The organism is Shewanella submarina, from assembly GCF_042646185.1.
Classification (GTDB): Bacteria; Pseudomonadota; Gammaproteobacteria; order Enterobacterales; family Shewanellaceae; genus Shewanella; species Shewanella corallii.
Genome location: NZ_JBHRTD010000015.1, coordinates 286448 through 308337 on the forward strand (window position 1 = coordinate 286448; position 21890 = coordinate 308337).

The window sequence follows — 21890 nt, forward strand, 5'->3', positions numbered from 1 at the left end:
CCATGTCAACTAGCTTAACCCACTCCCAACCCGCTTTCCCCGCCGATACCGGCGCAGGCTTGAAGACGGTTAAACAGAAGCTTCAGCGCTTTACCAAGGGCGACCAACAGGTTATCGCACTGGCTATTCTGGCGTCAGTAGTGGCCTGCGTTATCGTGCTGCTGCTGTGGACCAGCTCTCAGGGTTACCGCCCCCTCTATGGTCATCAGGAGAAGATCGATTCAGCCCAGATTATCGAAGTGCTGGATACCGAGGGTTTGAACTATCAGCTGGATGCCAGCACAGGCCAGATCCTGGTGCGGGAAGATCAACTGGGAGAAATCCGTATGTTGCTGGCTGCCCGCGGCGTAAAAGCTCAGGTGCCATCGGGTATGGAAGCTCTGGGTGATGCAGCCCTGGGTACCAGCCAGTTTATGGAGCAGGCCAAGTATCGTCACAGCCTGGAAGGGGAACTGTCGCGCACCATTATGGCACTGGAGCCAGTGCGTCATGCCCGGGTTCATCTGGCCATTCCAAAACGCACCCTGTTTATCCGCGCCGAGCCTGAAAAACCAACTGCCTCTGTGCTGCTGGAGCTCTATGCAGGTGCCAAACTGCAGGAAGCCCAAATCACCGCCATCGCCAACCTGGTGGCTGGCAGCGTAACCGGCATGACCCCGGACCTGGTACAGATAGTGGATCAGGCGGGTAACTTCCTCAGCGCCGATGTCACCTCCAATCAGGACATCACCCAGGCCAGAGACAAGCAGCTGAACTACACCCAGGAGCTGGAGCAAAGCCTGGTAACCCGTGCCGAAAGCATGCTGGACCCGATACTGGGCGCCGGAAACTACCAGGTCCAGGTTGCCGCCATGGTGAACTTCAATCAGGTTGAGGAGACCCGGGAATCTCTGGATCCCCAATCCATAGTCACCCAGGAAAATGTCAAAACCAATGAAACCAATAACTCACTGGGTCTGGGTATTCCAGGCGCACTGAGCAATCAGCCAGCCACTGCAACAGGTGAAGATAACAACAACAGCCGCAACCTGAGTCAGCAGGAAAACCGCCAGTACGCCGTGGGCCGCTCGGTTCGTCATACACGTTTCCAGCAGATGCAGCTTGAGAAACTGTCGGTATCGGTTTTGGTCAACAACAGCGTTGCCGGTGAACAGGGCTGGCAACCTCAGCAGCTGGAGCAGATCACCACCATGGTGAAGGATGCCATCGGCTTTGACACCACCCGTGGTGACTCATTCAGTATCAGCAACTTCGCCTTCCTGCCCGCCAAAGAGGTGGTGTTTGAACCTCTGCCATGGTGGCAAACCAAGGATTATCAGGCGTACCTGAGATACCTGATCGGTGGCCTGCTGGGTCTGGGTCTGATCCTGTTTGTTCTGCGTCCCCTGGTCACCCATCTGGTTCGCACCACCAGCGCCGGGGCAGCACCTCAGCCTCAGGGCGCTTTGACCGAAAAGGTGGAAGCCGTAGCTGCCGACGCCGAAGAGCAGCATGACTACAGCAGCCTGCCGGCTCCCGAGCAACACTCAATGCAAACCGCTCTGGCACAGTCACTGCCACCGCCGGGCTCCCCGCTGACAGTGAAGATGCAGCACCTGGGCCTGCTGGCCAACGAAGAACCGGCTCGCGTGGCCGAAGTGATCAGCCATTGGATAAGAGATAAAGACAGTGAATGACGAACTGCTGAACATCAAGATGGACAATATGGAGCAGGCAGCCATGCTGCTGCTCAGTATGGGCGAAGAGGGAGCCGCCAAAGTGATGGCCCACCTGGACCGCCATGATGTGGAGCATCTGAGCTATAAAATGGCCCGTTTGTCATCCACCACCCAACAGGAAGCCGAAGCTGTGCTCAACCGCTTCTTCGGTCGCTACGAGGAGCAGGCCGGTATTGCCAGAGCCTCCCGCACTTACCTGCAAAAGACACTGGATCTGGCACTGGGGGACAGGGTCGCCAAGAGCCTGATCGACAGCATCTATGGCGATGAGATCAAAACCCTGGTGAAACGCCTGGAGTGGGTAGACGCCAAACTGCTGGCCCGGGAACTGCTTCATGAGCACGTGCAGCTGCAGGCCGTGATGCTGGGGCTGTTGCCACCGGAAACTGCCGCTCAGGTACTGCAGCACCTGCCCCAGATTAACCAGGACGAAATTCTGGTGCGTATCGCCCAGTTGGGCGAGCTGGACAGAGACGTGGTAGATGAACTGCGTCAACTGGTTGAACGCTGCATGCTGATGGCAATGGAAAAGAGCCACACTCAGGTATCCGGTGTGCGTCAGGTGGCCGACATTCTCAACCGCTTTGAGGGTGACCGCGAGCAGCTGATGCAGCTGATCCGCATGCACGATAGAAAACTGGCCAGCGAAGTGGCCGACAATATGTTCGACTTCATTATTCTGGGTCGCCAGAAACCTGAAGTGCTGCAGGAGATTATTGGCGCAGTCGATGCCGAGACCCTGGCGCTGGCGCTTAAAGGCATAGAAACAGAACTCAAGCGTACCCTGCTGGGCGCCCTGCCCAAACGTATGTCCTCCGCCATTGAAACCCAGGTTGAAGCCCTGGGGGCTGTGCCGCTGAGTCAGGCCAATGAAGCCCGCCGCCAGATTATGGAGATCGCCAAGGATATGATGGCCGAAGGCAAAATTGAGCTGCAGTTGTTTGAAGAACAGGTAGTGGAGTAAACACTATGGAATCAACACGCTGGCGCCTGAATGGCACCTTTGCCCGCCGTCACCAGTTCGCCCCCTTGCAAGTCAGAGAAGCAGGTGAAGCCGACGCCGGAGACTGGCAGGATTATCAGCAGGCCTTCGACAAAGGTTATGACGAAGGCGTCAGTCAGGGCTATGAAGCCGGACGTCAAAACGGTGAAGAAGAGGGTAAACGGGCAGGCTATGCCGCCGGTTTCCATCAGGGACGTGTCGAAGGTCAGCAGCAGGGAAAGATGGATATCGATCAGCAGCTGAATGAGATCATCACCCCAATCAGCGCGCTTAAAGCCCTGCTGGAAGAGGGTCACAAACAGCAGGTGCTGGAGCAACAGCAACTGATAGTGGATCTGGTTCGCCGGGTTGCCCATCAGGTGATCCGCTGCGAGTTGACCCTGCAGCCACAACAGATTATCGCCCTGGTGGAGGAGACACTGTCTGCCCTGCCCGCCAATGCCAAAGATATCCGTATCCACCTGCAGCCTGCAGCCGTTAACGAGCTGGAGCAACTGGCGCCGGAGAAGATCAAAGATTGGCATCTGGTGGCAGATGCCAGCATCAGTCAGGGTGGCTGCCGCGTTATCAGCGATCAATGCGACGCCGATGCTTCGGTGGAAACCAGACTGGATACCTGTATGGATCAGGTTGAAGCGCACCTTGCCAGACAAACAGAAGCCGGAGTCGGCGCCTGATGACAGCCGAGCTGTACGACTGGCCCAGTGTCCCGGTCGCCCGCCTTTATGGTCGTCTCACCCGGGTTAATGGCCTGCTGCTGGAAGCCGTAGGTTGTCGTCTGGGAACGGGCGACAGAGCGCTGGTTGAGTGTCGTGATGGCGAATATGTCGAAGCTGAAGTGGTGGGATTCCACGGCGATACCCTTTGTCTGATGCCAATATCCCACACCACGGGCCTGATGCCAGGCGCCCGGGTCATGCCCATAGAGGCCAGCTACCGGGTTCCTGTGGGACCCGGCCTGCTGGGACGGGTACTGGACGGTCTGGGTGAACCCATGGATGGGCTGGGGCCGTTGTCAGCGGTTCATCAGGTCACTCCCTCCAGGCAAACGCCCAATCCCCTGCAACGTCAACCTATCTGTCAGCCTCTGGATGTGGGCGTCAGAGCAATCAATGCTTTGCTGCCTGTGGGCCGGGGCCAGCGACTGGGGGTGTTTGCCGGACCCGGTGTAGGTAAAAGTGTGCTGCTTGGCATGATGACCCGCTTTACCGAAGCCGATGTGGTGGTGGTTGGCCTGATTGGTGAACGGGGCCGGGAAGTCCGGGAGTTTATCGAACAGTCTCTGGGTGAAGAGGGACGTCGCCGCGCTGTCGTGATTACCGCCCCGGCGGATACTCCACCATTGATGCGGCTGCGGGCCATGCGCCTGTGCCACCAAATCGCCTGTCAATTCCGGGATGAAGGCAAGCAGGTGCTGCTGCTGGTTGATTCCCTCACCCGCTATGCTCAGGCCCAGCGCGAAATCGCCCTCAGCATGGGTGAGCCACCGGCGACCAAGGGCTATCCGCCTTCCGCTTTTGCCCAGCTGCCATCACTGGTGGAAATGGCAGGCAATGGCAGCCATCCCCAGGGAACCCTGACCGCCTTCTACACTGTGCTGGCCGAGGGTGACGACCCCAGTGATCCGGTTGCCGATGCCGCACGGGCGATTCTGGATGGTCACTTTGTACTGAGCCGTAAACTGGCTGAAGCCGGGCACTTCCCGGCACTGGATATCAACGCCTCGGTCAGCCGTCTGGCCTCACAAATCGCGCCTCAGGCACAGCTCAATGCCATCTCTGCCCTGAGACAGTTACTGGGCCGCTATCAGGAAGTAAGGGAGCTATTGCCCCTTGGTGGCTATCAGCCGGGTCAGGATGCTCAGTTGGATATGGCCGTCAGCGCCTATCCATCCATAGCGGATTTTCTTAAACAGGGCACCCAGGAGTGCCACACCACCAGCGCCAGCCTTGAACAGCTGCAGCAACTGTTGGAGCAGATAGGTCACAGATGAACGCCATACAACGCCTTTCAGAGCGGGAAGAGGACAAGCTGAGACAGCTGGGTGAACGCCGTCGGGAGCTGGGCAACAAGGTCTCGCAGTTACAACACCAACTGGACACCCTGCGCCAATTAAGCCTGGAGTATCAGGGTGGCGATCACGCTAATGCCCTGCTGTGGCAAAACCAGCAGCAGATGTGTAATCAACTGCAGCCAATGGATAAGGCCCTGGAGCGCCAATTGGCACTGACGATTCTGGAACAGCAAAGGCTGGAGAAATTGTGGCAGGCCCAGCTGGGACGCTGGCAGGGGTTAAACTGGCTGGTAGAACAAAAAAAGCAGGCACTGCAACAACTGCAGGCCCGCCAGGAACAAAAGGTGACGGATGATCTGGCCGGGCACAGCCGTTTCCGTCAGTAGCCCAAAGAGGAAGTTTGAGAAGAGGGAGACTGTTGCAGCAGATCTCTGATCAGCTCCTGCTGACGTACCAGTAATCGACCATTCTGCTCATTGGCCGCCTGGCACTCAGCGCCCAGTGCCATTAATCGCTGCCACATTGTCTGCACCTGACCGGCCACTGACGCAGGCATAGCCTTGAGTAGCTTTTCCACCCCGGCGGCATCGGCTGTCACACCAATGCGCTGCAGCAACTGACTGCGCTGTGATGCACTTTGGGCAAGCTGCGCCACCAGTTGATCCTGCACGCGATTATGCTCAACCAACCCGTCGTTATCACGCCCCAGCATTAACTGACGCTGGGCGGTAAGCAGCTCTTGCAACCGGGCATAATCGGCCAAATCCCGGCGAATACCGCGGATCAGTGCCTGCAGCAGCTCTTTCTTGCCCGCCATATCAGCCGTGCTGACGCAGCATGGCGCCGGCAATCAGGCCGACATCCAGATCAAAAGAGCCATCTTTCAATGACTGACGCAGGGTGGCGACCTTATCAGCATCAAAGTCACTGGTACTTTTCAGCTCTTCATGGCCCTGCTCCAACAGGTGCCAGTCCGGGCTCACGGCCGGCTCATTTCCGGCGGTTTTCACCTCGGCTTTGGCCTGCTGGGGAGCGGCAGATTTCTGGCTGTTGACCAGAGTCACCTGTGGGGTACTTGTCTTTCTGATTTCCATCAGTGGTCTCCGTTATACGCTTCTATCCGGTTAAAACGACCGCAGCTCGGAGTAACTGAAATGACGGAAGTCAATTTTCCGCCATCTTATTGAACAGCAAAGCACAACTCCGACTGCTAAGCTGATGTCATCAGCCAGAGTGAACACAGAAAAAGACATGTTGATACTCATAACCACCTCAGTGCTGGCACTGAATATCTTGTTGAACTATCGAGTCACCGGGGCTGCATTGGATTATCTGAAAACTCACCACCCGGATGAGTGGCAGTTACTTGTGAGTCAAGCGGAACGCAACTACCAAATGACGAAGTGGAGCTCTCCCGGTGGTTATGGTTTCTGGACAAGACTGTTGCTGATTAATTCTTTCAGGGAAGGAAGGCTGGCAGCAATCGACGACCCTCAATTGCAAAGCTTCAAGCATCGTTTGAAAAGGATTAGAGAGTTCACCATAGCCGGGATCATTTTGGTATTGGTCATAGGCATGGCACTCGCAGCCAACCATTAGTTAAAACCGGGTTTCCACCACACCCGGGGCAATGGGATAAGCGGTAATCACCTTACCGGAACTCAGGTTCTTCACCCGAATCGCCTCGCCTTCACTGCCATTTTCCAGTGCCTGCCCCTGCATTCTGGCGACAAATCCGGGACTTTTTGCCTCAATAACCACCTGCTGCCCGGCTGTGACCCAATCGGCAGATTCCAGCTGTTTGAGTTTGATCGGTGTCCCGGCTCTGATGCGTCTGACCACCTGTTTACCCAGTAATTGAGTCTCTCTGGTAACCAAACCTCGATCTGATGCGCTAAGTGTTTGCCATTGCCAAACAGTATCCGCCTTTGTAATCACATCGCCCCGGCGTTTCGCCGACCTCAATACAGGTAAGTTTGCCTCCACTTCCACCTGAGCTCTCAGTACCAGCTGCCATTGTGGCGAGTGACACTCTGCCCGCAGGGAGATCTGTCCCCACAGGGCTGCCGAGTCGGACACTGTCTCAACATCAGGCGCCTGCTCACAGCGAGGAAGTCTGGAAACCCCTGATGGCAACTTCACTTCCACCCGGGTTTTCAACGGCTGCAGTCCCACGCTTCGACACCAGTGTTGCAGTCGCTTAAGCAAGTGCCGCTCACTTTGCTGCTGCAGTTGTTCAACCGGATTGCCGCCTTGCTGTTTCAGCTCAGCCGCCAGCGCCCTGCCCGGCACCAAAAACACCATCAATAGCAGGACAGTGAATAACAGGCAGCCCCGGGATATTGCCGGGGCAGACACGGGGAAACAAAGGCCGGAAGCAGTGGCCCGGAAACGGGAAAAGTCGGTTCCGCCAAACCTGAGCAAAAAACTATAACTCATTGTATTTAATCAACTTAATAAATTGGCACGCTATTTGGTATCAGAACTGAAAATGCCGACATACCTTACTGGGAGCACAGATGACTATCAAGCTTGATGAAGCACTCGGGGTACACCCCCAGCTGCTGGACTTCAGGGTCGAGCGCAGCAAGATCCTCGCCAGCAACCTGGCCAATGCCGAAACCCCGGGCTATCAGGCCAAAGACCTGGATTTTTCAGCTCTGATGACAGGCCTGAATGCCGGTATGCCCATGTCCCGCGAATACCAGACAGGCTACCGCGTTCCCCATCAGGCCAGCGCCGACGGCAACACTGTTGAGCTGGGCGCCGAACAGGCCAGATTCTCCCAGAACGCCATGGACTTTCAGACCAGTCTGACCTTCTTGAATATGAAGATCAGCGGTATCCGCGGCGCCATCGAAGGCAAGTAACCCAATCCAAGGACCTAAGGTAAGCAACCAAGATGTCGTTCAATGAGATTTATTCGATTTCCGGCAGTGCGATGACTGCCCACACAGTACGCCTCAACACTGTGGCCAGTAACCTGGCCAACGCAGGCGTGGCAGCCGAGTCTCCGGAGCAGGCATATCGCGCCCTCAAGCCGGTTTTCTCCACCAGCTACAACCAGGTGGCCGAAGGTAAAACGCCGGGTGCAGGCGTGGAAGTGGCCGGCATAGTGGAAGCCGATGCACCGCTGCAGATGCGTTACGAACCGGACCATCCTTTCGCCGACGAGAAGGGCTATGTGGCCTATTCCAACGTCAACACTATGGAAGAGATGGCGGATATGATGGCCGCCAGTCGCGCCTTCGAGACCAGTGTTGAAATCATGAATCGGGCCCGCAGCATGCAGCAGGGTCTGCTGCAGCTGGGCAACAAGTAAGGACGCACCATGTCAGTACAACTCCAGGCCGACGCCGCATCCAATCCTCAGGGCAGTAATACAGTCACTCCCAATGCCAATGATGCCGCCTCGCTGAAGAATGAATTTATGACTCTGATGATCGCCCAGATCCAGAATCAGGACCCCACCAACCCCATGGACGCCAACGAGTATGTCAGCCAGTTGGCCACCTTCTCCCAGGTTGAAAGTCTGGAGCATATGCGCCAGAACCAGACCACTCAGATGATGATGATGGAGAACCTGGGCGTAGTGCAGTCCGCCTCTTTGATCGGTAAGGAAGCTATGGTTCCGGCCACTGAGTTTGAGCTGGATAGCGAAGCCGTAGACGGCAAAATCTATCTGGAACACTCGGTAGAGTCGCTTGATATCGAGCTGGTGAATGAGCAGGGAGAAACTGTCAGCACCATCACACTGGGCAGCCAGGAAAAGGGCGATATCCCCTTCACCATAGATCCCGAAGCATTGGGTCTGCCCAAAGGTGAATATGAGCTGAAAGTGGCCGCCAAAGAGGGGGAGAAATCCATCGAAGCCAAGAGCTTCCTGTCTGCCCCCATTACCAAAATTCACTTTATCAGCGCCCAGGGCATGATGATGGCCGAAATGGGCCACGGTCTCGGCACTGTCTCTGTTCTCGATATTTCTGAAGTTTCTTAAAAGGATAAGCCCATGTCTTTCAATATTGCCCTGAGCGGTCTGCAGGCCACCAGCCAGGATCTGAACACCATCTCCAACAATATCGCCAACTCCTCTACTGTGGGTTTCCGCGGTGGTCGCAGCGAGTTTGCAGCCATCTATAACGGCGGAAACCCGGGCGGTGTAAACGTGGCCAACACCAGTCAGAACTTCTCCATGGGCGGCTCTCTCACCTATACAGGTCGCCAATTGGACATGGGTATCCAGGGCGAAGGCTTCTTCGTTCTCAATGCCACCGACGGCACCAAGATGTACTCCCGCGCTGGTATGTTCAGCCAGGATGCGCTGGGCTTTATCACAGATCCGGCCGGTAATCGTCTGCAGGGCTATGCAGTGGGTGCAGGTGGTCAGCTGCAGAACGGCAATATGAGCGACCTGCAGATTCAGACTGGCTCGCTGCCAGCCAAGGCCACCACTGAGATTGGTCAGGTATCCAATCTGGATGCAAGAGTCGACGCCATCGACCCGGCGGTTACCCCTTTCGACGCAAACGATCCGGGCAGCTTCCACTCTTCCGGCACAGTGACTGTGTACGACTCTCTGGGTAATGAGCATGCTCTGACCCAGTACTATGTGAAAACCGGCGACAATAGCTGGAATGTTCACTACATGATGAACGGCGCGGAAGTGGGCCCAGCCGGTGGTCACCCGATTAGCTTCGACAGCAAGGGCAAGCTGGCCACAGGTGGCGACCTGAACCTGACCATTCCCGGCACAGCGGGCGCAGAGAACCTGCAACTGGCACTGAACTACGACAGTTGCACCCAGTATGCCGCCGACTACAACAACTCCAGCCTGAGCCAGGACGGTTACACAGCCGGTGAGCTGAACGGTATCCGTCTGGATGACAGCGGCATGATCTACGGCACTTACACCAATGGCCAGGAGCAACTGCAGGGACAGGTGGTACTGGCTGACTTCAATAACCCCAACGGCCTGACCCCTGTGTCCAATAACGCCTGGGTGGCGACTGCGGCAGCCGGTCAGGCGGTAACCGGGGCGCCGGCCTCAGGCACTTTGGGTTCAATCACAGGCGGTTACCTTGAAGGCTCCAACGTCGACACTACAGCCGAGATGGTGAGTCTGATGACGGCCCAGCGTAACTACCAGTCCAACGCCAAGGTGCTGGATACCAACTCCACCATGCAGCAAGCGCTGCTGAACGCAATCTAACGGTCAGTTATGGACAAGATGCTCTACACAGCGGCTCAGGGTGCCAGCCGCATTATGGAAGCCCAGACCATTCGCGCTCATAACCTGGCCAACGCAGATACCCCAGGCTTTAAGGCCGATCTGGAACGTGTTGCTGCCATGCGGGTCGATACTGTGGCAGCCGCCCTGCCCACCCGGGTTCTGGCTCACACTCAGGACAGCGGCTTCTCCGGCGCTGCCGGGGTTGCCAATCCCACGGGCCGGGATCTGGATCTGGCGATTCGTGGCAACGGCCTGTTCACAGTGCAAACCCAGGATGGCGAAGCCTACACCCGCCACGGCGGTCTGGTGGCCGACGCCAATGGTCAGCTGACCATAGATGGTCGTCCGGTGGTGGGTATCGACGGCCCTATCGTACTGCCGGAATACAGAGATCTGTTTATCAGTGATCAGGGCATGGTTTCAGTTCTGCCCGATGCCGGTGGCGTGATTGAAGAGGTGGGGCAGCTCAAACTGGTCAACCCGGAAAATGCCGATATCCGCAAAGCGGAAGATGGTCTTTTCTATGGTATCGATGGTAACGAACTGGCCGCAGCCAACGATCAGGTACAGGTGGACTCAGGCGTACTGGAGAGCAGCAATGTCGAAGCGGTCAGCGAACTGATCGCCGCCATGGACCTGACTCGCCAGTTCGAAGTTCAGGTGAAATTGATGAAAAGCGCAGAGAAGCTGGCCGATGCCGGTAACCGTCTGCTGCGCGACGCTTAAAAGGAATAGAGAGAATGCACAGCGCACTTTGGGTCAGTAAGACAGGTTTGACCGCTCAGGACGTCAAGATGACGACCATTGCCAACAACCTCGCCAACGTCAATACCACAGGCTTTAAGCGTGATCGCGTGGCCTTTAATGACCTTTTCTACCAAACGCAGCGCCAACCCGGCGGTCAGGTAGATGAGCTGAATCAACTGCCGGCAGGTTTGCAGCTGGGTACAGGTACCCGGGTCGCGGGCACCCAGAAGGTATTTACCGGCGGCGATATCATGACCACCAACCAGCAACTGGATCTGGCCATTGAGGGTCAGGGTTTCTTCCAGGTGGAAGAGCCCAATGGCGATCTGGCTTTCAGCCGCGACGGTCAGTTCTACCGTAACGCCGATGGCCTGATGGTGACCTCTCAGGGTCTGCCTTTGGTTCCCAATATCGAGATCCCGGAAGATGCCCTGACTATCACCATAGCCACAGACGGTATCGTCAGCGCCCAGCTGGCGGGACAGGCGGAAGCTCAGGAGCTGGGACAGATCACTCTGGCTCACTTCACCAACCCTGCCGGTCTGGAAGCTCGTGGCAACAACCTGTATCGGGAAACCGATGCGTCCGGCGCCGCCATTGAAGGTATTCCCGGTGACGAAGCGCTGGGACAGCTGCGCCAGGGCGCTCTGGAAGGGGCCAACGTTAATGTGGTGGAAGAGATGGTCGAGATGATCTCCACCCAGCGCGCCTATGAGATGAACGCCAAAGTGGTGTCCGCCTCCGACGATATGCTCAAGTTCCTCAACCAGTCACTGTAAGCACTGGCAGCCAAGGTACAGATATGCGACTGATTGGACTCTTGATATTACTCATGCTGGGGGGCTGTGCCTCCCATCTGCCCGAGCCGGAGCAGAAGCCGGGAACCCGGGACTGGGCACCGCCGACCATAGACTACACCCTGCCGGAAGCCAAAGACGGCAGCGTCTATCGTCCCGGCTATATGCTTACTCTGTTCAAGGACAAGCGGGCTTTTCGCGAGGGGGATATCCTCACCGTTAATCTGGAGGAGAAAACCTACTCCAGTAAGCGCGCCAACACCCAGACCAGCAAGTCTCAGGATATGTCCATGGGCATTCAGGGGAGCAGTGATGGTGGCAGTCTGGCGGCCAGTGGTGATGGTTCAATCAGTCGTGGCTTCAACGGTGCGGGTTCCACCACCCAGCAAAACCAGCTGACCGGCTCCATCACGGTGACAGTGGCCAAGGTGATGCCCAACGGTGTGTTGCTGATCCGTGGCGAAAAGTGGCTGCGCCTGACCCAGGGTGACGAATATCTGCGCCTGCTGGGACTTATCCGCGCCGAAGATATTGATAACGACAACACCATCTCCTCCCAGCGCATCGCCGATGCACGGATTATTTATGGTGGTCAGGGTGCCATTGCTGACAGCAATGCCATGGGCTGGGCAGCCCGTTACTTCAACAGCCCCTGGTTCCCACTGTGATAAGAGATTTTATGAAGCGATTTTTTTACGCCCTGATGCTGGTCTCTGCCATTGCAGGCATGCCGCTCACCGCCAATGCCTCCAGCAATGACAGATACCTGATGGACATAGTGGATGTGCAGGGCATACGTGATAACCAACTGGTGGGCTATGGCCTGGTGGTAGGCCTGGACGGCACAGGTGACAAAACTCAGGTGAAATTCACCAGTCAGTCTGTGGTGAACATGCTCAAGCAGTTCGGTGTGCAGATTGAAGATGGTACCGATCCCAAGTTGAAAAACGTCGCTGCCGTGGCGGTAGTGGCTACCGTGCCTCCCATGGCCAGTCCGGGTCAGTCACTGGATGTCACTGTGTCTTCACTGGGTGATGCCAAAAGCCTGCGGGGCGGCACCCTGCTGATGACGCCCATGCGAGCGGTGGACGGTGAAATCTATGCGGTCGCCCAGGGCAATCTGGTGGTGGGCGGCGTCTCTGCTGAAGGCCGCAACGGCACCTCTGTCACCATCAATGTGCCGACCGTAGGCACTATCCCCAACGGCGCTTTGCTGGAGGCCGCTATCAACAGCAGCTTTGCTTCAAACCCGACGGTGACACTGAACCTGAAACAACCCAATTTCACCACAGCCCGCAATATCGAACGCGCCATCAATGGCATGTTCGGACCGGATGTGGCCCAGGCGCTAAGCCATGCCAAAGTCAGTGTTCGAGCCCCAAAAACCGAACGTGAACGTGTGACCTTTATGTCACTGCTGGAAGAGGTTCAGCTTGAACAGGGACGCAAGATCCCCAGAGTGGTATTCAACAGCCGTACCGGCACTGTGGTGCTGGGTGGCGATGTAGTGGTGCGCAAAGCCGCCGTCAGCCACGGCAACCTGACCGTCACCATCACAGAGCAGCAACAGGTCAGCCAGCCCAATGCGGGCTACTTTGGTGAAGCCGCCGGTGAAACCGTGGTGACCAGTGATTCTCAGGTGGATATCGATACAGGTAATGGCCATATGTTTATCTGGCCCGAAGGCACCTCGCTGGAGGAGATAGTCAGAGCGGTAAACAGCATGGGCGCTTCTCCAATGGATTTGATGGCGATACTGCAGGCGCTGGCGGAAGCCGGCTCACTGGAAGCAGATTTGGTGGTGATCTAATGAAACTGACCAATAACCAAGGCGTACTGGGCAAACTGGATGCCGGTGAACTGATTAAAAGCAATGGCGAGTATGGTGCCCTCAAGCAGGTGAGCCAGCAATTTGAGGCTCAGTTCCTGCAAACGGTACTCAAGCAGATGCGCACCGCCAGTGATGTACTGGCCGATGAGGACAATGTGCTCTCCTCCCAGAATGATGGCATGTACCGCGACTGGTACGACAGCGAACTGGCTGGACACCTGAGTCAGGTGCAGTCCACCGGTCTGGCCGATGTGATGACCGCACAACTGGCAGCCGGACTTCAGTCCACCGATGCTGCGGTCGCCCTCAATCAAGACAGAGGACAAGTCCAGCAACAGCCTGTCACCAACGCCATGCAGCCCGCTTTGATCCTGCCGTTGGTGTCCAAGGAGCCTAAATGAAGATGATCAACACGGCAGTGTCAGGCCTGAACGCCAGCATGGCGGCACTGCAAACCATGGCCAACAACACCACCAATGGCATGACTCCGGGGTACTCCCGTCAGCAGGTGATTTTCAGCTCTGTGGGCGGTGGCGCTTATGGTGCCGGAACCGGCGTCATGGTTGAGGGTGTACGCCGTATTTCAGATCAATATCAGGTCGCCCAGCTGTGGCGCACCAGCTCAGATGTGGGCTTTGCTCAGGTACAGGACAGTTACTTCGGCAATATCGAGCAGGTATTCGGTGCCGAGGGCAACAATATCTCAAACGGCCTGGATCAGCTGTTTGCCGCCATGAACTCGGCGTTGGAGCAACCCAATGAGATTGCCTATCGCCAGGCCGTTTTGAATGAGGCCAATGGTATGGCCCAGAGATTCAACTCCATTGCCGAAGGTATCTCGGCCCAGCAGCAACAGATTGAAGGCCAGTTGGGCGCTTCAGTCAGCGAAGTGAACACCCTGCTGAAAAATATCGCCGGTTTCAATAAAGAGATCAGCTCGACTCAGGCCAGCGGCACGCCACCGGCATCCCTGCTGGATGCCAGAGATGCTGCCATTGATGAACTGGCAGGGCTGATGGACATTCGCGTGGTCACCGACAGTCAGGGGCTGGTCAATATCTCCCTGGCTCAAGGCCAGCCCCTGCTGAGCGGTACCACACACGCCACACTGCAAAACACCACAGATGTAGCCAACCCGGACAAGTCGGTACTGGCCATCAAGTTTGGCGACGCCAGTTTTCCCCTGGATCAAAAAGCCGGTGGCAGCCTGGGTTCGCTTATCGACTACAGAGACACCAGCCTCACCGAGTCCAAAGCCTTTATCGATGAACTGGCCTCCACCATGGCAGACGAGATCAACGGCGTACTGGCGGGCGGCACAGACCTCAATGGTAACCCGGTGACAGAGCCGCTGTTTATCTACGAAGCCAGTAACCCCTCCGGCAGCCTGAGGATCAACAAGAACCTCAAACCTGAGATGCTGGCCTTCGGTAAAGATGGCACCCCTGGCGACAACGCCAACCTCAAAGAGCTTATCGCCCTGGCCGACAAGGAGTTTACCTTTGGGTCTCTGGGCACCACGGCCTCGATGGGCGATGCCTTTGCGTCCAAGGTGGGCCAGCTGGGTTCCAGCGCCCGTCAGGCTGATATGAACAAGGACACCGCCATGGCGCTGCAAAAGGAAGCCCAGACTCAGTGGGCCGCCACCAGCGGGGTAAACCTGGATGAGGAAGGCGCCAACCTGATCATCTATCAGCAGGCATACCAGGCCAATGCCAGAGTGATTGCCACTGCTGATCAACTTTTCCAGTCACTGCTTTCCAGCTTTAAGTAACAGGAGAATTCATCATGCGCGTTGCCATGTTGAACATGTACACATCCAATATCTACAGCATGCAAAGCAGCCTCAGCACCATGGCGCATCTGGAACAACAGATGGCCAGCAGCAAGGCGATTCTGCGTCCCTCCGACGACCCGATCGGCACGGTAAAAGTGCTGACCAGCGAACGTCACCTGGCGGCCACAGAGCAGTATATCGACAACATCGACTCCCTCTCCTCCAGTCTGGAGCGCAGCGAAACCTACCTGTCAGGTATGGTAGACCTGCAAAACAGGATGCGGGAGATCAGCTTACTGGCCGCCAACGGCAGCTCCTCTGCCGAAGACAGGGCAGCTTATGCCAGCGAGCTGACCGAACTGCTGGAGAGCATGGTCGACAGTGTTAACGCCAAAGATGAGGCGGGCAACTACCTGTTCTCCGGTAACCTGACCAACACCCCGGCGGTAGCCAAAGATGCCAGCGGCCAGTATGTGTATCAGGGTGACAACAACCACAGAGAGGTACAAACCTCTGCCAACGCCTGGACCGAGGCCAATGTCACCGCGGGAGAGTTTATGTTTGCCAACGGCAGCATGGATATCCTCAACCAGACTCAGCAGCTGATCGATGCCCTCAATGACCCGGCTCAGGGACCGGGAGAAGCCGGTTTCGATAATCTGGTGTCCGGCATGATGACCACGCTCAACGACTCTATGGACAGCTTTAACGCTGCGATTACCGATATCGGTGGCAAGCAGAACAGCCTGGAGCTGGCCAAAGGCGCACACGAAGAGATGGTGCTGTTTAACGAAGAGGTGATAGGCGAAACCGAAGCGCTGGACTACCCCAGTGCCGTATCTGAATTTCAGATGCGATTGACGGCTCTGCAGGTGTCCCAGCAGAGCTTTGTCAAAATCAGTCAGCTGACCCTGTTTAACCATATGTAATACCGGCTCTGGCGCATCACGACTTCCCTTGCGGCATCGGCTCTCTTAGACTGATGCCGCCTTTCTATTAAGAACCCAGCAATATGATTAACGGTGTATCCGACGCGCTTAAGCTGGCGGGACAACTCGCCCCGGTCAGCCAAACGGTAAAATCCACAGCCACAGGCAATTCCCCTGCCCAACAACAGCCGCAGCTGCTTGTGGGTCAGTTCCGCCATGCGGCGTTTGAACGCTGGGCCAAAATGACTGAAGCCCAGCACAGGGTCAGCTCTGCACAGTTGGCTGTACAGGCACAAAGTCAGATACATCAGATGCTGAAACAGATGTTGCAGCTGCTACCCCAGGCCCGCAACCAACAACCTCAGGCACAGGCACAACTGGAACAGCTGCGTGGCGAATTAAGCCGTCAACAACCCAGCTACCTTGGGCTGCCGCTGCTGGACCATCAATTTAATCTCAGACTGAATCAACAGCGTGCTTTGCGTCGTCGCTTCCGCCTTAAGTCGGTCAACCTTGCCTCAAGTAAAGCCAGAGACGAGCAGATCACCCTGCAACTGCCCACAGCTGAAGGTCCGCTGATACTGAGTATCACGCTGGCTGCCGGTGATGATGGTCACTCTCTGTGTGAACAGCTGACCCGTGCACTGTCCCCGGCCGGATTACAGGTCAGTTTTGATGGCAGCGAATCCATTTTTGAGTGTGATGACAGCCAGTGGCCACTGCTCAAAGAGGGACTGCTGCTGAAAGGACAGGGCCAAAGACTACCGGCGGGAGACACCCGACTGATTAAGGTGCAGGAGCAGTTGCACTGGCAGGACCCCAGAGAGTGGGATCTGAAAACGGCTCAGGGTTTGCAGCAAACTGAGATAAAACTGACCAAGACCTGTCGCAAGCTGGAAGCACAAATCCGCCAGACCAGAGCCCAACTGGCTCACCTGGGGAATGTGTTGCATACCCGCCCGGACACCCCAGAGCCGGAATTGTTGGAAACCATCAGCAATCAATTTGCCAAAAGCCCCTTCTCCGAGCAGCTTAAAGCCCTGTTGGCTCAGGCAAACCTGGGACGCAATCAGGCAAAAGACCTACTAAAAGAAGTTTAAATACAACAAGTTATAAAATATTTTCAGTAATAAATTCAGTTTGGTTTTTCCCTGTCGCTCTTTTTTCTCTGAGACATGAATAATTTCGCAACGGAGACTTAACCATGCTGTCTGTACACACTAACTACTCTTCTCTGGTAGCTCAGAACTCTGTAAACAAGAACAACAGTCTGCTGTCCACTGCCATGGAGCGTCTGTCCACAGGTCTGCGCATCAACGGCGCTGATGACGATGCAGCCGGTCTGCAGATCGCCAACCGCCTGAATGCCAACGTAGTGGGTATGACCACTGCCAGCCGTAACGTTAACGATGCGACTTCCATGCTGCAGACTGCTGACGGTGCCCTGGACGAGCTGACCAATATCGCTGAGCGTCAGAAAGAACTGGCGACCCAGGCTGCCAACGGCGTGAACTCTTCCGCTGACCTGACCGCGCTGAATGAAGAATTTACAGCGCTGAAGACTGAAGCAGCCCGTATCTTAGGCAACACCGAGTACGCAGGTAACAACCTGTTCACCAAACTGAACGCTGGTGTTGATTTCCAAATTGGTGCAAGCAGCACTGAAAAACTGAACGTAGGCATTACAAGCCCTACTGCTCTGACCGGAGACCTGACAACTCAAGCCAACGCGACTGATGCTATCGACGAAATCAACACTTACATCGATCAAGTAGGTACTGCGCGCTCTGATCTGGGTGCCAACATCAACCGTCTGGAGCACACTGCGTCCAACCTGGCTAACGTCACCGAAAACACAACTGCTGCTGCAGGCCGCATCATGGACGCTGATTTCGCCACTGAATCTGCTGCCATGACCAAGAACCAGCTGCTGGTTCAGGCCGGTACCAACGTACTGTCCAAGGCCAACCAGAACACTGGTCTGGTTATGGGTCTGCTGGGCTAATACCTCCTCCTTTCCTATGTTGTCTGCCAACGCCCTCTTCGAAGGGCGTTTTTTATTGCCCTGTTCCCAATTACCCCAATAAATCTCCCGCCCCGGCTTTAAACCACCCTTGCCACTGCCGCCTTAAACAACAGAGAACAGGCAGGAAACACAGGAAATTTCGGTTCCGCCTCTTCCTCTTTACAGGGGAAATCCAGGATTTCCCCCGGTGCTCAACCAAAACAGTAATCGCTTTAAAAACTGAGCCTTACATAACTTTAAACAGCTGGCATATGGCTTGCTATGGCAGAGCAGAGACTCAACCCATAGCCTGCGCCCGGACCAGCGCAGGAGGATAAGCATGATTTCCGGAATGAGCGGCGCCCAATTTGCCGAACAACTGATCGCAGCCGAGCGTATGGGCAAAGACCAGCTGTACAAAGCCAAGATGGACAAATATGAAGACCAGCTTGATGCCTACAAGCTGCTGGACAGATCTATGGACAAGATCATCAGCAAGCTGGAAAAGCTGGAGAACGGCTCCTTCGAAGCCAAGAAGGCGGATGTCACCGGCGAAAACGCCACTGTGACCGTCAGCCCAGACTCTCCTGCCGGCGATTATGAGCTGCAGGTACACCAGCTTGCCCAGGCCCATCAGCTGAGTAAGACCTTCGGCTCAGAAACCGACCTGCTGCCAACATCCGGCGTGCTGAGTATCAATGTCGGCGGTAAGCAGCTTGATCTGGATATGTCTGTGCTGAATGCCGATGGCAGCAAAACCGTCACCAGCCTGAGAGACATGATCAACGACCATCCTGACAACCCGGGTGTGCAGGCCAGTCTGGTTCGTACCGGCGGCCAGGTCGAGCTGATGATGACAGCCAAAGACACCGGTGCAGCCAGCACCATCTCTGTGACTATGGATGGCGCTGACTGGGGTATGACAGAGCGCCGTGCCGCCCAGGATGCCCAGATCACCCTCAATGGTATCGCTATCTCCAGCAGCTCCAATCAGCTGACCAATGTGATTGATGGCATGGATATCGAGCTCAGACAAACCCACGCTGCCGGTGAGTCCAGCATGATCAGCGTTAAAGCTGACTATGAGGCCAGCGAACAAGCGGTAGAAGACTTTGTCGATGCGGTCAACGACCTGCTGGATCAGATCAACTCACTGACCCGCTCCATGGGCGCAGAAGCTCTGGATGAGGACGACAAGGATAAAGACGATGAGGACAAGGATGATGATGACGATCGTCCCACCTCAGTCGACGAAGACCAGATAGGCATTCTCAAGGGCGACAGCACCATACGTAACCTGCAGAGCAAACTGCGCAATATCGTGTTTGCCGACGCCCCCAACGGCATGCGTCTTGGCGATATCGGTATTGAGCTGACCCGTAGCGGCAAGCTGGAGATCGACTCTGAAAAGCTGACTGATGCCCTGAAAAACAATCCGGCCGGTATCACAGAGATGTTCACCTCTAAGGGTGGCCTGGTTGATCAGCTGGAAAACACCATTGAGCCCTTCACCAAATTCGACGGCTATCTCGACAACAAGAAAGACACTCTGGACGGTCAGATAAACCGGGTGGAAGACAACATCGACCGACACAACCGGCTGATGGAACAGAGATACCAGATCTACCTGGGGCAGTTCACTGCGATGGAATCCGCCATCAACGAAATGAACTCCGCCAGCATGCTGTTTTACTGAGGACACCTCCCATGATGCTAAATGAACAAGACCCTTTCAGCGGCTACCGTCAGGCCAGCCTTGAGGCCCGCGCGGCCTCGGCCAATCCCCATGAAATGGTACGCATGCTGCTGGAAGGTCTGCTGGAAGAGCTGGCCCGTGCCGCCGGCCACATGCAGCGTAAGGCCTTTGAAGACAAAGGTAAGAGCATAAACAAGTGCCTCAACATAGTGCACGGTCTGGACTCCATGCTGGATATGGACAATGGCGGTGAAGTAGCGGTGAACCTGAATCGTCTGTACGACTACTGCAGCCGTCAGCTGGTCAGCGCCAGTGTCGATAACAACCCCAAAGCACTGCAGCCTGTGGTCGAGGTGATCACCCAGATCCAGGAAGGCTGGGCCAACCTGAACTGAGGTATGCAGATGAATAACTCCTCCAACAGGGAAGTCCAGTACTGGAAACAGTTTCAACATGCGCTGGTGACCCATGCCGACAATGGTGACCTTGATGCCCTGCGGGCGGTTAACCGCAAACTGGTTAACGCGTTGATTAAACGTGGGCAGCCCCGTAACCATGCTGAACTGGTGGCCAGACAGGAGCTGGCACAGTGCCATCAGGCCATTATCCATCGCCTGCAACAGGACAAAGATCAGCTGGCGGAAACCATGCAGAGCTTCCGCGCCAGTCAGGATGGTTTGAACGCTTATGCGATGACAGCCTTGAGCTCCGAATCAGCCCTGAGCTCACAGTCAGCCCTGAGCTCAGGCGCCACAGTCACCACAAAGCCAGAGCAGCCCCAGCGACAAGGTAAAGGATATTCCTCCCCCTATGGCAATTGAACTTCTTTACGCTCAGCCCCAGGCGCACTCTCACAGCCAGATTAAGGGATCTTCCGGGACTGATTCACTACAGCCGCAATATAAAGCAGATGAGCAGACCTCAACTGAGCCCGGTGACAGTGGCAGCTTTGCGGAATATCGCCGTCAGGCCAGTAAGCAGGCCAGCGCCGAGCAAGCCAGCACCGGGAAAGCCAGGGACACAGACAAAACGTCTCAGGCGTCATTGCCCCGGGATGAGACCACAGAACCTGAGGTCGATGGCTTCAGCCAGCATACTGCATATGCCTCTCATCAGGCAGGTACGCCGCTGTCCACTCAGTTCTCAGCTGTGCACTCGGGACAAACGTCAGGCGCAGTGACAGGCACCCATGCCCAACTTAACCCTCAGTCCACAGCCCAACCTTTAGCTCAGCCCGGCAATCCGCTCAATGGCCAGCCGAAAGGACAGGACTCTGCTCTGAACACACCTGCACAGCCACTCTTCGGGCCTGCTGTTGCTACACCTTTTGTTGCTGCGTATGGCCAGAGCCAGGCTCAGGTAACCGCGTCCGGCTTGATTGATGGCAACAGCGCGACCACAGCAGCGGTAAGCGCGACAGCAGGCACTGCGCCGCAAACCAGTCTGACCCAGGCAAGCGGTCATACCCAATCTCTCTCCTCCCTTTCGGGAGGGACATTATCGTCACTGCAAGGAACAACTCTGCCCGGCGCAGAAGCCAGTCCGGCTGACTGGTTAACCCAACGCAGTGCCGGAGAGCTGATGCGCAGTGCGCCACAGGCTCAACTCCTGTCGCCACTGACCGCGGCGGCCGATGCCCAGACTCAAGTGGATGCCAGTCAGGCGAGTCGTCAAACCGTCAGCCAATGGGGGCCACTTCCACTGACCCCCAATGCTCAGGTTCCACAACACGCCAGAGAACTGCTGCAGCCCCTGCGTGAGCAACTCAGATTCCAACTGGATCAGCATATCCAGAAGGCAGAGCTCAGGCTGGACCCGCCGGATATGGGCAAGGTCGACCTGAACATTCGTCTCGACGGTGACCGCCTGCATATTCAAATGCACGCTGCCAACAACCATATCCGCGATGCACTGCAAAGCGGTCTTGAACGCCTGCGCGCCGAACTGGCCCAGGATCATCAGGGCGATATTCAACTGGATGTAGGCCAACAGGGAGGCGACACCGACCAGCGCCAGGCCCATTCACATCAGGATAGCCAGCGCATATCCGCCACGCACCTCAGTGATTCGGACACAGGTTCACAACCTCAGCGTCCGACCGCCAGCTCAGATCTCAATCTGCTGGCCTGACCAAGGAGACCTT

The 21890-nt window shown here is 56.2% G+C and carries 26 protein-coding genes; 23 read left to right on the forward strand and 3 right to left on the reverse strand.

Going from position 1 to position 21890, the window contains the following annotated elements:
* The first annotated feature begins 2 nt into the window (after positions 1 to 2).
* Genes fliF through ACFOE0_RS13130 form a run of 5 tightly spaced genes read left to right on the forward strand, consistent with a single transcriptional unit; the run spans position 3 to position 5121 of the window.
* A complete protein-coding gene (fliF, locus tag ACFOE0_RS13110) occupies positions 3 to 1676 on the forward strand; it encodes a flagellar basal-body MS-ring/collar protein FliF (RefSeq protein ID WP_248936795.1) in 1674 nt (557 codons plus the stop codon).
* A gap of 19 nt (positions 1677 to 1695) precedes the next feature.
* Positions 1696 to 2682: a flagellar motor switch protein FliG gene (locus ACFOE0_RS13115; protein ID WP_248937026.1), complete on the forward strand. Its 987-nt coding sequence runs from the start codon at positions 1696 to 1698 to the stop codon at positions 2680 to 2682.
* 5 nt (positions 2683 to 2687) lie between these two features.
* Positions 2688 to 3398, forward strand: a complete 711-nt coding sequence (fliH, locus tag ACFOE0_RS13120; protein WP_248936794.1) for a flagellar assembly protein FliH — start codon at positions 2688 to 2690, stop codon at positions 3396 to 3398.
* Positions 3398 to 4714, forward strand: coding sequence for a FliI/YscN family ATPase (locus ACFOE0_RS13125; RefSeq protein WP_248936793.1), 1317 nt, complete (start codon positions 3398 to 3400; stop codon positions 4712 to 4714). Before fliH ends, ACFOE0_RS13125 begins: the two co-directional genes overlap by 1 nt.
* Positions 4711 to 5121 (forward strand): flagellar FliJ family protein, encoded by a 411-nt coding sequence (locus tag ACFOE0_RS13130; RefSeq protein ID WP_115136584.1) that lies wholly within the window; start codon positions 4711 to 4713, stop codon positions 5119 to 5121. The genes ACFOE0_RS13125 and ACFOE0_RS13130 overlap by 4 nt, the downstream gene beginning before the upstream one ends.
* Here the strand turns inward: ACFOE0_RS13130 and flgN are convergent.
* Positions 5115 to 5552 (reverse strand): flagellar protein FlgN, encoded by a 438-nt coding sequence (gene flgN, locus ACFOE0_RS13135; protein WP_115136585.1) that lies wholly within the window; start codon positions 5550 to 5552, stop codon positions 5115 to 5117. The genes ACFOE0_RS13130 and flgN overlap by 7 nt on opposite strands.
* A gap of 1 nt (position 5553) precedes the next feature.
* Positions 5554 to 5829: a flagellar biosynthesis anti-sigma factor FlgM gene (gene flgM, locus ACFOE0_RS13140; protein ID WP_248936792.1), complete on the reverse strand. Its 276-nt coding sequence runs from the start codon at positions 5827 to 5829 to the stop codon at positions 5554 to 5556.
* 157 nt (positions 5830 to 5986) lie between these two features.
* Here flgM and ACFOE0_RS13145 point away from each other — a divergent pair, with 157 nt between their 5' ends.
* Complete coding sequence (locus ACFOE0_RS13145; protein ID WP_248936791.1) at positions 5987 to 6334, forward strand: hypothetical protein; 348 nt, start codon at positions 5987 to 5989, stop codon at positions 6332 to 6334.
* Here ACFOE0_RS13145 and flgA read toward each other — a convergent pair whose 3' ends face one another.
* Complete coding sequence (flgA, locus tag ACFOE0_RS13150) at positions 6335 to 7174, reverse strand: flagellar basal body P-ring formation chaperone FlgA (protein ID WP_248936790.1); 840 nt, start codon at positions 7172 to 7174, stop codon at positions 6335 to 6337.
* Positions 7175 to 7254: 80 nt separating this feature from the next.
* Between flgA and ACFOE0_RS13155 the strand changes: the two genes are divergently transcribed.
* The 17 genes from ACFOE0_RS13155 to ACFOE0_RS13235 all read left to right on the forward strand — a co-directional run bounded on the left by ACFOE0_RS13155 (position 7255) and on the right by ACFOE0_RS13235 (position 21877).
* Positions 7255 to 7605, forward strand: a complete 351-nt coding sequence (locus tag ACFOE0_RS13155) for a flagellar basal body rod protein FlgB (RefSeq protein ID WP_248936789.1) — start codon at positions 7255 to 7257, stop codon at positions 7603 to 7605.
* A 32-nt stretch (positions 7606 to 7637) separates the two neighbouring features.
* Positions 7638 to 8057 (forward strand): flagellar basal body rod protein FlgC, encoded by a 420-nt coding sequence (gene flgC / locus ACFOE0_RS13160; protein ID WP_115136589.1) that lies wholly within the window; start codon positions 7638 to 7640, stop codon positions 8055 to 8057.
* 9 nt (positions 8058 to 8066) lie between these two features.
* Positions 8067 to 8732, forward strand: coding sequence for a flagellar hook capping FlgD N-terminal domain-containing protein (locus ACFOE0_RS13165; RefSeq protein WP_248936788.1), 666 nt, complete (start codon positions 8067 to 8069; stop codon positions 8730 to 8732).
* Positions 8733 to 8744: 12 nt separating this feature from the next.
* Positions 8745 to 9944 carry a flagellar hook protein FlgE gene (flgE, locus tag ACFOE0_RS13170; RefSeq protein WP_248936787.1) on the forward strand — a complete coding sequence of 400 codons (1200 nt, stop codon included), beginning with the start codon at positions 8745 to 8747 and terminating at the stop codon, positions 9942 to 9944.
* A gap of 9 nt (positions 9945 to 9953) precedes the next feature.
* Positions 9954 to 10691 carry a flagellar basal body rod protein FlgF gene (locus ACFOE0_RS13175; protein ID WP_248936786.1) on the forward strand — a complete coding sequence of 246 codons (738 nt, stop codon included), beginning with the start codon at positions 9954 to 9956 and terminating at the stop codon, positions 10689 to 10691.
* A gap of 14 nt (positions 10692 to 10705) precedes the next feature.
* Positions 10706 to 11491, forward strand: coding sequence for a flagellar basal-body rod protein FlgG (gene flgG / locus ACFOE0_RS13180; protein WP_115136593.1), 786 nt, complete (start codon positions 10706 to 10708; stop codon positions 11489 to 11491).
* Between the two features lie 23 nt (positions 11492 to 11514).
* Positions 11515 to 12177 carry a flagellar basal body L-ring protein FlgH gene (gene flgH, locus ACFOE0_RS13185; protein ID WP_115136594.1) on the forward strand — a complete coding sequence of 221 codons (663 nt, stop codon included), beginning with the start codon at positions 11515 to 11517 and terminating at the stop codon, positions 12175 to 12177.
* Positions 12178 to 12188: 11 nt separating this feature from the next.
* Positions 12189 to 13319 (forward strand): flagellar basal body P-ring protein FlgI, encoded by a 1131-nt coding sequence (locus ACFOE0_RS13190; protein WP_248936785.1) that lies wholly within the window; start codon positions 12189 to 12191, stop codon positions 13317 to 13319.
* Positions 13319 to 13741 carry a rod-binding protein gene (locus ACFOE0_RS13195; protein ID WP_248936784.1) on the forward strand — a complete coding sequence of 141 codons (423 nt, stop codon included), beginning with the start codon at positions 13319 to 13321 and terminating at the stop codon, positions 13739 to 13741. Before ACFOE0_RS13190 ends, ACFOE0_RS13195 begins: the two co-directional genes overlap by 1 nt.
* The gene (flgK, locus tag ACFOE0_RS13200; RefSeq protein WP_248936783.1) at positions 13738 to 15114 is read left to right on the forward strand and encodes a flagellar hook-associated protein FlgK; all 1377 of its coding nucleotides are present in this window, start codon (positions 13738 to 13740) and stop codon (positions 15112 to 15114) included. The genes ACFOE0_RS13195 and flgK overlap by 4 nt, the downstream gene beginning before the upstream one ends.
* Before the next feature lie 14 nt (positions 15115 to 15128).
* Complete coding sequence (gene flgL, locus ACFOE0_RS13205; RefSeq protein ID WP_248936782.1) at positions 15129 to 16046, forward strand: flagellar hook-associated protein FlgL; 918 nt, start codon at positions 15129 to 15131, stop codon at positions 16044 to 16046.
* 83 nt (positions 16047 to 16129) lie between these two features.
* On the forward strand, positions 16130 to 17146 hold the full coding sequence (locus ACFOE0_RS13210) for a hypothetical protein (RefSeq protein ID WP_248936781.1): 1017 nt from the start codon (positions 16130 to 16132) through the stop codon (positions 17144 to 17146).
* Positions 17147 to 17250: 104 nt separating this feature from the next.
* The gene (locus tag ACFOE0_RS13215; protein WP_248936780.1) at positions 17251 to 18051 is read left to right on the forward strand and encodes a flagellin N-terminal helical domain-containing protein; all 801 of its coding nucleotides are present in this window, start codon (positions 17251 to 17253) and stop codon (positions 18049 to 18051) included.
* Between the two features lie 340 nt (positions 18052 to 18391).
* The gene (fliD, locus tag ACFOE0_RS13220; RefSeq protein WP_248936779.1) at positions 18392 to 19747 is read left to right on the forward strand and encodes a flagellar filament capping protein FliD; all 1356 of its coding nucleotides are present in this window, start codon (positions 18392 to 18394) and stop codon (positions 19745 to 19747) included.
* Positions 19748 to 19761: 14 nt separating this feature from the next.
* Entirely contained in the window at positions 19762 to 20142 is a 381-nt protein-coding gene (fliS, locus tag ACFOE0_RS13225) for a flagellar export chaperone FliS (protein WP_115136692.1), read from the forward strand.
* A gap of 9 nt (positions 20143 to 20151) precedes the next feature.
* Positions 20152 to 20568 carry a hypothetical protein gene (locus tag ACFOE0_RS13230; RefSeq protein ID WP_248936778.1) on the forward strand — a complete coding sequence of 139 codons (417 nt, stop codon included), beginning with the start codon at positions 20152 to 20154 and terminating at the stop codon, positions 20566 to 20568.
* Positions 20558 to 21877, forward strand: a complete 1320-nt coding sequence (locus ACFOE0_RS13235; RefSeq protein WP_248936777.1) for a flagellar hook-length control protein FliK — start codon at positions 20558 to 20560, stop codon at positions 21875 to 21877. The genes ACFOE0_RS13230 and ACFOE0_RS13235 overlap by 11 nt, the downstream gene beginning before the upstream one ends.
* The last annotated feature ends 13 nt before the right edge of the window (positions 21878 to 21890 follow it).